Here is a 12,582-nt window from a genome sequence, read left to right on the forward strand (position 1 = left end):
CGACATCCAACCCGCGCCGGACAATTTCGCGGGGGCCACCGTGGCCGCCCCGAAGAACTGGCCCTACCCTTCCGTACCGCCTGAGCCGATTGTGCTGGTCGATCAGGGTGGGCACTGGCTGGTCACCCACGATGCCGCCATGGTGTTTCTGAATAAGATGTGGAGCACCTCCCGCCATCGATTTGTGCCGTTCATCTGAATAACGGTGGTTCCAGCCCCTGCAGTAGAAGCTAGGAGCCTGCTCGCAGATCACCAACGCGGCGGCGCGGCACCGCGGCCGAATCCCCAGCTCGACTGACCCAGTCGCGGTTTTCCCACGTCGTCGGGCGCTTGCCGAAAATGGGCCTGCAGCAACGGTTCCGCGTCGGATCCGGCGGTGAGGGCAGAGCAAGGCTCCCGGAATTCGCAGTCACGACAATGCTCGGCGAACGTTGGGTAGATGGTCGGCCAGTCGGCCATATCCACCGCCTCGGCGGCGATCAGGGTTCCCACCGAGGCGATTTCGTGGCGGCTTCGTCGGATGCGAGTACGGCGCAACACCCCTGCGGTACGTTGCTCGATCCGGTTCGGTGCATGGCCGCGTGCCGCCTGCACCGAAACCCGTTGGTGCTGAGGGAGGGATCGTCCACCGCCGCTGGCTTCGTGTTGGGCGACGGCTTTCGGCGTGCGCGTCGTCGTGGACCCGGCGGGTGGGAATGTGAGCGGGCCGCCGATACGTAACTCGTTGTGGATGGTGCCCGCGATCTGCACACCTAGGTAGTCATGTTCGAACGCCCAACAGCCCGCCACCGCCTCCTCGTCGCGGTCCAGCCGGTCGATGTCCTGCCATTCGTCGACGATCTGATGGCACACCACCCAGTACTCGTCGACGGCGTCGACAGCCACCAGATCGATGCGGCACGGGTAGATCACCGGCGATCCGTCGTGCACCAACAGGCCGCGCTCCAGATCGTCGGGATCGGGGACCAGCGCCGCGACATCGAGGTTGATCTTGACAGGAGCGAAGTCGTCGACCGCGTTGGCCCACGCGTCATAGCAGTCCAGGACCGCCAAGCCTTGATTGAGTAGCTCGGTCGCGCTGGCGTCGTCCAGCGATCGTTTGAGCGCCTTATGCACCAACGGCTGGGTCACCTCGTGTTGCCAGTCCCAGGTGCCCGGGTAGTAGTACACGGCCAGCGCGTCTTTGATCGCGGCGGGCAGCGCGGGTTCGGAGACTTCGTTGGATCGCAGGTTGCGACGATGCGGTGAGAAGAAGTCCCACTGCCGTCGGCAGCGTTTGAACGCAGTGCGCTCCTCCGCCGTTATCCGATACTCGACCATCTGCCGATCCGCTCAGTGCTGGTGGTAGTGATCCGGCCAGGGATCGTCGACCGGCCAGCGACACCGGTCTGCGGTGTCGGCCATCGATTCGAGTTCGGCGAGCAGGTCGGCGAAGAACGCGCGCAGCCGTGCCGGTTCGTCGAGGGGCCAGGCGGCGGAAATCGACATCCACACATCCGGCGCGACCGCCGCAGAACGGGGTTCGGCGGCGGTCACCAGTCGCCAATTGTAGGAGTCGCCCCGGCGCTCCAGGTACACAACGTCATCGCGACCGGGGCCTGCCGCCACGATCGAAGCGAAGAGTTCGTCTCTAGTCATGCCGCGCCCCGTCCGTCCAGAATAGGCCCGCTGGGCGCTGGGATCTAGCGGCGAAGTAAGCGGCGGGCCGCCGACTTGGCCGCGTTGAGCGCGCCCACGTCGCCCGCGATGCGGGATAAGATCAGCGCCCCCTCGATCAACGAGATCACCGCAACAGCAACGCTTTCCGCTTCACTCGTCGTCCAGCCATCGACGCGCAGCCGCTCCTCGATGGCTGTGCACCAGCCGTTGAAGGCGCGTGCCGCTGCCTCGCGCACCAGTGAACTGGCATTGACCGATTCGGTGGCGATCGGCTCGATGGGACAGCCGTCGCGCCGGTCGGCGGCCAGTCCGGCGGCCAGCAGATCGATCCACCGATCGACAATGTCGGCCACCGGCAGTCCGCCTGCCAAAAATCTGCGCAGCAGTTTCTCGATCGCCGCCCCGGTGCCGTCGACGACGGCAGCAGCCAGTTGCTGCTTGCCCTGCGGGAAGTGGTGATACAGCGAACCTGGCTTTACCGCCGCCTCGTCCAAAATCTGGTTCAGCCCGGTCGCCGCGTAGCCCTGGCGGCGGAACAAGGTGGCCGCGCTATCGATCAGCGCGGCCCGGCTGCGGTCGGGTCTCGGCACGCTATGGACTTTACTTGAGTGATCACTCAAGAATGCTGGAATGAGGCAGCTGACGTTCGAAGAGGCCGGCCGGTGGCTGGGCCCGCTCGCCGGCCTGGACGGCGGCGGGTTCATGTCCGATGCGGTGCTCGTGCCGTACGCCGACGCGATGTTGATTCCGCTCCCGGCGAAGGTCGACCCGATCGCCGTCGCCTCGCTTTCGGACAGCATCCCCGACGGCTGGCGCGCGATTGGCCCGTATCAGGACGGAACTGGCCGGCCTTGACCCGTCGGATCGCCGTGTGCTGGTGATCGGCAGGCTGTCGATCGGGATGTATGCGGCCGCGCTCGCCGCGGCGATTGGCTGTCATGTCGACTACGTCGACACTGACCCGGACCGCCTTGCCGCAGTCGAGAAACTCGGCGCAGTCGTTCACGACGCCGCCAAGCCGGACACATCCTGGGAGCCGTATCCGGTCACCGTGCCCACGTCTGGTGATGCGTCGCTGTTGGCGGCGGCGCTTCGTGCGACCTGGCCGGACGGCGTGTGCACCGACACCGGGATCTACTTCCAGCCAGCCGTCGAGATGCCGATGCTGCGGACCTACACGCGGGGAGTGCGGTTCATCACGGGCAGGGTCAGCGCGCGCGCCGTCATCCCGGAAATTCTGGACGTGCTGGCTGGTGGCTGCGACCTGCTGCCGGTCGTCGACCGCGTCGTTCCGTGGGAGGACGCACCATCGGCGATGGCCGACGATGGCCGGCAAAACCGTGTTTACCCGCGTTTAGGCGATATCGGCGACGAAGACTCCGACTCGGCCGACCTGTCGCCTGGCCAGAAACGGCAGCCCCGTGCCGTCGCTGCCGGCGGGAAGGACCCGTGGGTTGACGATATGGACGCTGGAGCGGATGAAGTGCACGTCGGCCTCGCCGGCGGCCAGCACATTCTTGACCCAGTTGGTTTTGCCGTGGATGAGCCCGATAGCCAGCACGTTACCTTTGCGGTAGGCGGTGACGATGGTCTCGTACGGCGTTCCGGAGCTGCGGCCGCGATGCTTGATCACCGAGAATCCGGGAATGTAGCGTGCAAATGGCCGCACCAACGGATTGAAGTATTTGATCTGGAATCGCTCCAGCGCCGGCGGGACAAGCATCGGGACGCCCGGGGCGTTGTTGGGATGGTCCTTTGCGGACATGGCGGCTCCCTCTTGTCGGATGTGCCGTCAATGTACCGGTCCGATATGCGGTTGCCCTGCTCTGGGACAATGGACGGCGTGACTGTGATGGCGCGCATCGACCTGCGAGGTGCTGACTTGTCCATCGCCCGGCTTCGGGCGACGCTTCCCCGCGGCGGAGTGGACGTGGAAGCCGCCCTATCCACGGTGCGCCCGATCGTCAATGCGGTCGCCGACCGAGGCGCCGAAGCCGCGCTGGAATACGGCGAGTCGCTGGATGGCGTCCGCCCGCCGTCGGTGCGGGTGCCCAGCAGCGAGTTGGACGCCGCCCTGGCCGGCTTGGACCATGACGTCCGGGCCGCGCTGGAGGTGGTGATCGAACGCACCCGCGCGGTCCACGCCGGTCAGCGCCGCTCCGACGTGACGACGACGTTGGGCCCCGGTGCCACCGTCACCGAGCGGTGGGTGCCGGTTGAGCGGGTCGGCCTGTACGTACCCGGCGGCAACGCGGTGTACCCGTCGAGCGTCGTGATGAACGTGGTGCCGGCGCAGGCCGCCGGAGTCGGCTCGCTGGTGGTCGCCAGCCCGCCGCAGGCTGCGTCGCAAGGCCGGTTTACCGGCCTGCCGCACCCGACGATCCTGGCCGCCGCCCGGATGCTCGGCGTCGACGAGGTGTGGGCCGTCGGCGGGGCTCAGGCCGTGGCGCTGATGGTGTACGGCGGCGTGGACACCGACGGAGCCGAGTTGGCGCCCGTCGACCTGATCACCGGGCCGGGCAACATCTACGTCACCGCGGCGAAGCGGCTCTGCCGCTCGCGGGTCGGCATCGACGCCGAAGCCGGGCCCACCGAGATCGCGATCCTGGCCGATGACACGGCCGACCCGGAGCAGGTCGCCGCCGACCTGATCAGCCAGGCCGAGCACGACGAGATGGCGGCCGGCGTTCTGGTGACACCCAGCACCGAGCTTGCCGACGCCACCGACGCCGCGGTGGCCGACCAGTTGGAGACCACCGTGCACCGACAGCGGGTGGCGACCGCGCTTGCCGGGCGGCAGTCGGCCATCATCCTGGTCGACGACCTCGACGCCGGGATTCGCACCGTCAACGCATACGCCGCCGAACATCTGGAGATCCAGACCGCGAATCCAGACCAGGTGGCCGCGCAAATCCGTTCGGCCGGAGCCATTTTCGTCGGCGCGTACTCACCTGTCAGCCTCGGTGACTACTGCGCGGGCTCCAACCACGTGTTGCCGACGGCGGGCAGCGCAGCGCACTCCAGTGGCCTGTCGGTGCAAACTTTCCTGCGCGGCATCCACGTCGTCGACTACACCGAGGCGGCTCTCAAAGACGTCTCCGGGCATGTGATCACCCTCGCCGCCGCCGAGGACCTACCCGCACACGGCGAGGCGGTACGGCGGAGGTTCGGCTGATGCCCAATCCCCCGTCGCTCGACGATTTGCCACTGCGTCAGGACCTGCGCGGCAAGTCGCCTTATGGGGCTCCACAGCTTGACGTTCCGGTTCGGCTGAACACCAACGAGAATCCGCATCCGCCGAGCCAAGCGCTCGTCGACGACGTCGTCGCATCGGTGCGCGAAGCGGCCGCCCACCTGAATCGCTATCCCGACCGTGACGCGGTAGCACTGCGGGCCGACCTGGCCGCCTACCTCACCGTCCAGGTCGGTGTTTCGCTCAGCATGGAAAACCTATGGGCCGCAAATGGATCCAACGAGATTTTGCAACAGCTACTGCAAGCATTCGGGGGACCGGGGCGTAGTGCGATCGGTTTCGTGCCGTCGTACTCGATGCACCCGATCATCTCCGACGGCACCCGCACCGAATGGCTGGAAGCGGTCCGTGCGGCCGACTTCAACCTCGACACCGATGCCGCGGCGGCCGCGATCGCCGAGCGCCGGCCCGACGTGGTGTTCGTCACGAGCCCCAATAACCCCACGGGGCAGAGTGTGTCGCTGTCGGATCTGCGCCGGCTGCTGGATGTCGTACCTGGGATCCTGATCGTCGACGAGGCGTACGGCGAGTTCTCCGCCCGGCCCAGCGCGGTGGCGCTGCTCGACGAGTATCCGTCCAAGCTGGTCGTCAGTCGCACCATGAGCAAAGCGTTCGCCTTCGCCGGCGGCCGGCTCGGCTATCTGGTCGCCACCCCGGCGCTGGTCGACGCGATGCTGCTGGTGCGGCTGCCGTATCACCTGGCCTCGGTCACCCAGGCTGCTGCCCGGGCCGCGCTGCGGCACGCCGACGACACGCTGGGCAGCGTCGCGACGCTGATCGCCGAGCGGGAGAGGGTGCAAGCGGCGTTGAGCGACATGGGTTTTCAGGTGGTCCCGAGCGATTCCAACTTCGTGCTGTTCGGCCACTTCGCCGATGCGCCGGCTACCTGGCAGCGTTACCTGGACGCCGGCGTGCTGATTCGCGACGTCGGTATCCCGGGTTACCTGCGCACCACGATCGGACTGGCCGCCGAGAATGACGCATTCCTCTCTGCCAGTAAAGATCTGGCCGCCACCGAATTGGCCCAGCCGTTAGGAGCGTCATGACCGCCGGCCGTCGCGCACGCATTGAGCGCACCACCAAAGAATCCGAGATCGCCGTCGAGCTCGACCTCGACGGCACCGGCGACGTGCACGTCGACACCGGCGTCCCGTTCTACGACCACATGCTGCACGCGCTGGGCAGCCACGCCAGCTTCGATCTGACCGTGCGCGCCGAAGGCGACGTCGACATCGAGGGGCACCACACCATCGAGGACACCGCGATCGTCCTCGGCCAGGCCCTGGGCGAGGCGCTCGGCGACAAGAAGGGCATCCGCCGATTCGGCGACGCCTTCGTCCCGATGGACGAGGCGCTGGCGCACGCCATTGTCGACGTCTCCGGCCGGCCGTACTGCGTGCACACCGGCGAGCCGGATCACTTGCGGCACACCACGATCGCCGGGAGCTCCGTGCCCTATCACACGGTGATCAACCGGCATGTGTTCGAGACGCTGGCCAACAACGCCCGCATCGCGCTGCATGTCCGGGTGCTCTACGGCCGCGATCCGCACCACATCACCGAGGCGCAGTACAAGGCGGTGGCCCGGGCACTGCGGCAGGCAGTCGAAGCCGACCCCCGGGTGTCCGGCGTACCGTCCACCAAAGGTGCTCTGTGACAGTTAAATCCGTGGTGGTGCTGGACTACGGCTCGGGCAACCTGCGGTCGGCCCAGCGCGCGCTGCAGCGTGTCGGCGCCGACGTCGAGGTGACCGCCGATCTCGGCAAAGCCTCTGCCGCAGATGGTCTGGTGGTGCCGGGCGTCGGCGCCTTCGAAGCGTGCATGACCGGGCTGCGAGATATCCGCGGGCAGCAGGTGATCGCCGAGCGGGTCGCCGGCGGGCGTCCGGTGCTGGGCGTCTGCGTCGGCATGCAGATCCTGTTCGCCCGCGGCGTCGAATTCGGGGTGGAGAGCATCGGCTGCGGACAATGGCCGGGCGCGGTGACCCGGCTGGACGCGCCGGTGATCCCGCACATGGGCTGGAACGTGGTGACGGCTGCGCCGGGCAGCGCACTGTTCAAAGGTTTGGCCGGCGACGCCCGGTTTTATTTTGTGCATTCCTATGCGGCGCAGCAGTGGGAGGGCGGCGCCGACGCTCTGCTGACCTGGGCCACCCACGGTGTGCCGTTCCTGGCCGCGGTCGAAGACGGTCCGTTGGCTGCCACCCAGTTCCACCCGGAGAAGAGCGGGGACGCCGGGGCGGCAATCTTGAGCAATTGGGTTGAGGGGTTATAGACGTGTCGTTGATTCTGTTGCCCGCCGTCGACGTGGTCGAGGGCAAGGCAGTGCGGCTGGTGCAGGGCAAGGCCGGCAGCGAAACCGACTACGGCTCGGCGTTGGACGCCGCGTTGGCCTGGCAACGTGACGGCGCCGAGTGGGTGCACCTGGTGGACCTGGACGCGGCGTTCGGCCGTGGCTCCAATCGCGAGCTGCTGGCCGAAGTGGTCGGCAGGCTCGATGTGGAGGTGGAGCTGTCCGGCGGTGTCCGCGACGACGACACGCTGAGCGCGGCGTTGGCGACCGGCTGCGCACGGGTCAACGTCGGAACGGCCGCGTTGGAGAATCCACAGTGGTGCGCCAAAGCGATCGCCGAGCACGGCGAGAGGGTCGCGGTGGGCCTGGACGTGCAAATCGTCGACGGCGAGCACCGGCTGCGCGGTCGCGGCTGGGAGACCGACGGCGGAGATCTCTGGGATGTGCTGGAACGCCTTGACGGCGAAGGCTGTTCGCGGTTCGTCGTCACCGATGTCACCAAAGACGGCACGTTGACCGGGCCCAACCTCGACTTGCTACGCGCGGTCGCCGACCGTACCGACATTCCGGTGATCGCCTCCGGCGGGGTGTCGAGCCTCGACGATTTGCGCGCCATTGCGACGCTGACCGGCAGCGGGGTCGAGGGCGCGATCGTCGGCAAGGCGCTCTATGCCGGCCGTTTCACGTTGCCGCAGGCGCTGGCCGCGGTGGCAGGCTAGGGCCGCAATGGATCTCGACGCGCTGGTGGCCGAGGCATCGGCGATCCTCGACGCCGCGGCCAAGCCGTTCGTCGCCGGGCATCGGGCGGATTCGGCGGTCAGCAAGCGCGGCGACGACTTCGCCACCAAGGTCGATCTGGCGATCGAGCGCCAGGTGGTCGACGCGCTGACGTCGGCGACCGGGATTCCAGTGCACGGCGAGGAGTTCGGTGGCGCCGACCTCGACTCGGAGTGGGTCTGGATTCTCGATCCGGTGGACGGGACGTTCAACTACGCGGCCGGGTCGCCGATGGCCGCGATTCTGCTCGGCCTGCTGCACGACGGCGACCCGGTCGCCGGACTGACCTGGCTGCCGTTCATGAACGAGCGCTACGCCGCGGTGACCGGTGGACCGCTGATGAAAAACGGCGTGCCACAGCCGATGCTGACGCACAGCGATCTCACCGCATCGATCATCGGCGTCGGGACTTTCAATGCCGATTCACGCGGTCGCTTTCCCGGGCGCTACCGGGTCGCGGTGCTCGAAGAGCTCAGCAGGGTGTCGTCGCGGATGCGGATGCACGGCGCCACCGGTATCGACCTGGCCTACGTCGCCGACGGGGTACTCGGGGGCGCAATCAGTTTCGGCGACCACGTGTGGGATCACGCCGCGGGCGTGGCGCTGGTGCGGGCCGCCGGCGGCGTCGTGACCAACCTGGCCGGCGAGCAATGGACACCCGATTCGCGTTCCGCACTGGCCGCCGCACCGGGTGTGCACGGCCAGTTGCTGGAGATGCTGCGCAGCGTAGGACAACCCGATGAGTATTGAATCTAGTTGCAGCACAAGTCTTGCGGTACGGGTGATCCCGTGCCTAGACGTCGACGACGGCCGGGTGGTCAAGGGTGTCAACTTCGAAAACCTGCGGGATGCCGGCGATCCGGTGGAACTCGCCGCCGCCTACGACGCCGAAGGCGCGGACGAGTTGACCTTTCTCGACGTGACTGCATCGTCGTCGGGACGAGCCACCATGCTCGAGGTGGTCCGCCGCACCGCCGAGCAGGTGTTCATCCCGCTCACCGTCGGCGGCGGCGTGCGGACGGTCACCGACGTCGACGTGTTGCTGCGGGCGGGAGCCGACAAGGTGTCGATCAACACGGCCGCCATTGCGCGGCCGGACCTGCTGGCCGAGATGGCGGGCCAATTCGGTTCGCAGTGCATCGTGCTGTCGGTGGATGCCCGCACGGTGCCGGCCGGCTCGGACCCCACGCCGTCGGGCTGGGAGGTCACCACGCACGGCGGGCGCCGCGGCACCGGCATCGACGCGGTCGAGTGGGCGGCCCGCGGCGCCGCGTTGGGTGTCGGCGAGATCCTGCTCAACTCGATGGACGCCGACGGCACCCGGGCCGGGTTCGACCTGCCGATGTTGCGGGCGGTCCGGGCGGCGGTGACGGTGCCGGTGATTGCCAGTGGCGGCGCCGGCGCGGTCGAACACTTCGCGCCCGCCGTGACTGCCGGCGCGGATGCGGTGTTGGCCGCCAGCGTCTTTCACTTTCAGCAGTTGACGATCAGGCAGGTCAAGGAAGCCATGGCGGCCACAGGGATCACCGTCCGATGACACTCGATCCTGGTATCTCGGCACGGCTCAAACGCAACGCCGACGGCCTGTTCACCGCCGTAGTACAAGAGCGCAGCAGCGGGGACGTGTTGATGGTCGCCTGGATGGACGACGACGCGCTGGCTCGCACCCTGGATACCCGCGAAGGCACCTACTTTTCCCGCTCCCGCGGCGAGCAATGGGTCAAGGGCGCCACGTCCGGCCACACTCAGCGGGTGCGTTCGGTGCGACTGGACTGCGACGGCGACGCGGTGCTGCTGGTGGTCGACCAGGTCGGTGGGGCGTGCCACACCGGTGATCACAGCTGCTTCGACGCCGACGTGCTGCTCGGGCCGGACGAACGAGACTGATCGGGGTGCCGCCACCGCCACCGACCAGTCGGGTCGCGGCTGGCAGTCGGGGATCGCTTACGCAGATGGTGGGCACATCGGATCGCCGGAAATAGGTGTTGGTCAGCATAAATGGTGGACGGGCTGATTTGGGTCGTATTACTACGCTGTCGGCGCGACTGAAATTGTGGATGACCTTCGCCGAGGGCACCCCGGTCACTCAACGCAGGACGAGACTGAGATAGCTGCCTAACCGGCGAGGACCCCTATCTGGGGTCAGGCGGCGCCTATCGAGATCATGATGCGTTTGCGGATGCTCGCCAACTGCACCGCAGTAATCCTCGACTCGGTGGGGTTGACGCGCCGCAGCGGGACGCTGGTGACGTGATGGGCCAACGCCCAACACGTCACATCGGCTCCGTTTTCCACCGTCGGCTCGATGCGCTCGGCGAACGACCTGTGCGCCAGTCCCTCATCGCGGGTCAACGGAACTACCAGCACGTTCGGATATCCGTCCGGAAATAACTCGTGATCCTCGACGACGACTGCGGGACGCAGGCTGCTCGGCTCGTGCGGCAATGCACCGCCGCGCCAATCGACCACCACGATGCTGCCGGCCGCGCGCCGCCGTAGGCAGAGATCACCAGCAGCAGCCGTTCGGCCAGCACACTTTCGGGCAGGGCGCCGCGGTCGGCGACCGAGGTGCCCACCTGTCGCGGCCCGGACGATCTAGCGCGCGGTCTCTAATCCGTTGGCGGCTTCGACCGCCGCGCGCGCCCATTCATGCCTGCGAACGGCGGGTTCGATCCGGTCTCTCCGGATGAACTCGACGTCGACGCGAGCTCCGTCGATGCCCTTGGTCATCACCGTCGGTGGCCGAAACGTGAACCTGTGGTTGGTGATGTCGACGGCCAACAAACCGTCGGAGTCGGTGAAACCGCTGGCGCGCGCGGTCTCCTCGGCCCATCTAAATGGGGTGAGCCCGAAGAAATCGTTGACGTATGCGACCCATAGGTGCACATTGCGCCGGTTGTAGAGCCTCGTTATCGCGCCCTCCACCGCGGCGCGGCCGGCGGTGGTCAAAGCGTCCGCGGGATCGGTGACGTAACTGGTGAGTTGGACCGGCGGTGCTGCCGGGTTGGCGTTGCCACCCGGCTGGCCCGGTGCCGGGTTGGCAACGCTGCCCGGCTGGTTGGTGTCGACGGTCGAGCTGTTGCCCGTTTGCTCGTCGCGGTGACTCAGCAGTTCGGCACCGACCACCACCACCGCCGCGAGCACCAGCGTCGCGACCATGGAAAGCACCACCGCCGGCCGCAGGCGGCGATGCGGTTTCGCCGGTGCGGGCTGCTCCGGCGCGCCGAGCCGCGACGTCGGGGCGGCGGCCGTGTTGCCGGCGACGGTGTCGGCAACACCGGCGCCCGGTCGGCCGGTCAGGGCCGCCGCGAAGTCCGAACAGGTCGCAAAGCGAGCCGCGGGATCCTTCGCCATTGCTTTGGAGATGACGGCATCGACGCCGGCCAGCTCGGGCCGCCGCTTGCCGATCAGTGGCGGCGGTGCGGAAAGGTGCCGGGAGATCACCACCGCCGCATTGGAGTCGTCATAGGGCGCCGCTCCGGTCAGTAGATGAAAAGCCGTGCAACCCAGCGCGTATTGGTCGGCTCGCCCGTCGATGTCTTTGCCCATGAGCTGCTCGGGCGCGGCGTAGGCAGTCGTCCCTATCACCATGTTGGTGGCGGTCAGGCCGCTGATGTCGCCGACCTGCCGGGCAATACCGAAGTCGGCCAGCAGGATTCGCCGCCCGCGCAGGTCGGTGTCGCTGAGCAGAATGTTGGCCGGCTTGATGTCGCGGTGCAGCAGTCCGCGCAGGTGTGCGTAATCCAGGGCATCGGCGATCGCGCTGATGACCTCAAATGCTTCGGCTTTCGGCATTCCGGACGGGTAGCGGCTACGCAGCAGTTCCGCGGCGTCGGTTCCGTCGACGTAATCCATCGACAACCACAGCTGCCCTTCGAATTCACCGCGGTCGTGGATACCGACGATGTGCGGGTGCCATAACTCCGAGGCGATGTCCGCTTCCCGGCTGAACCGCTGCCGGTACTCCTGGTCCGCGGTCAGCGTGGCCGGCAAGATTTTGAGCGCATCACGGCGGGGCAGTCTTGGATGCTGCGCGAGGTATACCTCACCCATGCCGCCGGATCCCAGGCGTCGAACGATGGTGTACCCGGCGAACACGTCTCCGGTGGTCAGTGGCATGACGGCAGGCCCGTCAGGCGCGGGCGCGCAATGTCTGTAGTGCCTTGTCGGCGTGGGTGTCCATGCTCAACTCGCTGGAGATCACGTCGAGCACGGTGCGATCGGTGTCGATCACGAAGGTGGTGCGCTTCACCGGCAGCAACTTGCCCAAAAGCCCTCGCTTGACCCCGAACTGGGCGGCGATCGCACCGTTGGTGTCGGACAACAGCGGGTAGTCGAAGCGCTGCTTGTCGGCGAACTCGGCCTGCTTCATCACCGGATCCACGCTGATGCCGACCCGGTTGGCGCCGACGGAAGCGAACTCCTGAGCCAGGTCGCGGAAGTGGCACGCTTCCTTGGTGCACCCTGGCGTCATCGCCGCCGGGTAGAAGAACAGCACCACGGGACCGTCGGCCAGCAGTGTGCTGAGCCTGCGCGGGGTACCCGTCTGGTCGGGAAGCTCGAAGTCAACCACGGTGTCGCCGGTTTTCATGGCCGTCACG

At 67.3% G+C, this 12,582-nt stretch carries 17 protein-coding genes; 10 read left to right on the forward strand and 7 right to left on the reverse strand.

Going from position 1 to position 12,582, the window contains the following annotated elements; genetic code table 11:
- Window positions 1-199, forward strand: a 199-nt coding sequence (locus ABDV69_RS05705) for a hypothetical protein (protein ID WP_343572394.1), incomplete at its 5' end; no start/stop codon positions are given.
- Window positions 200-249: 50 nt separating this feature from the next.
- Here ABDV69_RS05705 and ABDV69_RS05710 read toward each other — a convergent pair.
- Genes ABDV69_RS05710 through ABDV69_RS05720 form a run of 3 tightly spaced genes read right to left on the reverse strand, consistent with a single transcriptional unit; the run spans window position 250 to window position 2,249 of the window.
- Entirely contained in the window at window positions 250-1,320 is a 1,071-nt protein-coding gene (locus tag ABDV69_RS05710) for a hypothetical protein (protein WP_343572395.1), read from the reverse strand.
- A gap of 12 nt (window positions 1,321-1,332) precedes the next feature.
- Window positions 1,333-1,638 carry a hypothetical protein gene (locus ABDV69_RS05715; protein ID WP_343572398.1) on the reverse strand — a complete coding sequence of 102 codons (306 nt, stop codon included), beginning with the start codon at window positions 1,636-1,638 and terminating at the stop codon, window positions 1,333-1,335.
- 44 nt (window positions 1,639-1,682) lie between these two features.
- A complete protein-coding gene (locus ABDV69_RS05720; RefSeq protein WP_343572400.1) occupies window positions 1,683-2,249 on the reverse strand; it encodes a helix-turn-helix domain-containing protein in 567 nt (188 codons plus the stop codon).
- 40 nt (window positions 2,250-2,289) lie between these two features.
- Between ABDV69_RS05720 and ABDV69_RS05725 the strand changes: the two genes are divergently transcribed.
- Window positions 2,290-2,514, forward strand: coding sequence for a hypothetical protein (locus tag ABDV69_RS05725; protein WP_343572402.1), 225 nt, complete (start codon window positions 2,290-2,292; stop codon window positions 2,512-2,514).
- Between the two features lie 499 nt (window positions 2,515-3,013).
- Here the strand turns inward: ABDV69_RS05725 and ABDV69_RS05730 are convergent, their stop codons facing one another.
- A complete protein-coding gene (locus tag ABDV69_RS05730) occupies window positions 3,014-3,424 on the reverse strand; it encodes a nitroreductase family deazaflavin-dependent oxidoreductase (RefSeq protein ID WP_343572403.1) in 411 nt (136 codons plus the stop codon).
- A gap of 84 nt (window positions 3,425-3,508) precedes the next feature.
- Here ABDV69_RS05730 and hisD point away from each other — a divergent pair, with 84 nt between their 5' ends.
- From hisD to hisI, 8 genes are read left to right on the forward strand one after another with little or no spacing between them, the layout of a single operon-like run.
- Window positions 3,509-4,834, forward strand: coding sequence for a histidinol dehydrogenase (gene hisD / locus ABDV69_RS05735; protein ID WP_343572456.1), 1,326 nt, complete (start codon window positions 3,509-3,511; stop codon window positions 4,832-4,834).
- Window positions 4,834-5,958, forward strand: a complete 1,125-nt coding sequence (locus tag ABDV69_RS05740; protein ID WP_343572404.1) for a histidinol-phosphate transaminase — start codon at window positions 4,834-4,836, stop codon at window positions 5,956-5,958. Before hisD ends, ABDV69_RS05740 begins: the two co-directional genes overlap by 1 nt.
- Window positions 5,955-6,569 carry an imidazoleglycerol-phosphate dehydratase HisB gene (gene hisB, locus ABDV69_RS05745; protein WP_343572405.1) on the forward strand — a complete coding sequence of 205 codons (615 nt, stop codon included), beginning with the start codon at window positions 5,955-5,957 and terminating at the stop codon, window positions 6,567-6,569. Before ABDV69_RS05740 ends, hisB begins: the two co-directional genes overlap by 4 nt.
- Window positions 6,566-7,186, forward strand: a complete 621-nt coding sequence (hisH, locus tag ABDV69_RS05750) for an imidazole glycerol phosphate synthase subunit HisH (RefSeq protein WP_343572407.1) — start codon at window positions 6,566-6,568, stop codon at window positions 7,184-7,186. The genes hisB and hisH overlap by 4 nt, the downstream gene beginning before the upstream one ends.
- A 2-nt stretch (window positions 7,187-7,188) precedes the next feature.
- A complete protein-coding gene (gene priA / locus ABDV69_RS05755; protein WP_343572409.1) occupies window positions 7,189-7,923 on the forward strand; it encodes a bifunctional 1-(5-phosphoribosyl)-5-((5-phosphoribosylamino)methylideneamino)imidazole-4-carboxamide isomerase/phosphoribosylanthranilate isomerase PriA in 735 nt (244 codons plus the stop codon).
- 7 nt (window positions 7,924-7,930) lie between these two features.
- Complete coding sequence (locus ABDV69_RS05760) at window positions 7,931-8,731, forward strand: inositol monophosphatase family protein (protein WP_343572411.1); 801 nt, start codon at window positions 7,931-7,933, stop codon at window positions 8,729-8,731.
- Entirely contained in the window at window positions 8,721-9,518 is a 798-nt protein-coding gene (hisF, locus tag ABDV69_RS05765) for an imidazole glycerol phosphate synthase subunit HisF (protein WP_343572414.1), read from the forward strand. Before ABDV69_RS05760 ends, hisF begins: the two co-directional genes overlap by 11 nt.
- Window positions 9,515-9,868: a phosphoribosyl-AMP cyclohydrolase gene (gene hisI / locus ABDV69_RS05770; protein WP_343572416.1), complete on the forward strand. Its 354-nt coding sequence runs from the start codon at window positions 9,515-9,517 to the stop codon at window positions 9,866-9,868. Before hisF ends, hisI begins: the two co-directional genes overlap by 4 nt.
- A gap of 255 nt (window positions 9,869-10,123) precedes the next feature.
- Here hisI and ABDV69_RS05775 read toward each other — a convergent pair whose 3' ends face one another.
- The 3 genes from ABDV69_RS05775 to ABDV69_RS05785 form a co-directional block, all read right to left on the reverse strand.
- A complete protein-coding gene (locus ABDV69_RS05775; protein ID WP_343572418.1) occupies window positions 10,124-10,450 on the reverse strand; it encodes a type II toxin-antitoxin system PemK/MazF family toxin in 327 nt (108 codons plus the stop codon).
- 126 nt (window positions 10,451-10,576) lie between these two features.
- Window positions 10,577-12,100, reverse strand: coding sequence for a serine/threonine-protein kinase (locus ABDV69_RS05780; RefSeq protein ID WP_343572420.1), 1,524 nt, complete (start codon window positions 12,098-12,100; stop codon window positions 10,577-10,579).
- Window positions 12,101-12,113: 13 nt separating this feature from the next.
- Window positions 12,114-12,572, reverse strand: coding sequence for a peroxiredoxin (locus tag ABDV69_RS05785; protein ID WP_343572422.1), 459 nt, complete (start codon window positions 12,570-12,572; stop codon window positions 12,114-12,116).
- Between the last annotated feature and the right edge of the window lie 10 nt (window positions 12,573-12,582).

The organism is Mycobacterium sp., from assembly GCF_039583785.1.
Classification (GTDB): domain Bacteria; phylum Actinomycetota; class Actinomycetes; order Mycobacteriales; family Mycobacteriaceae; genus Mycobacterium.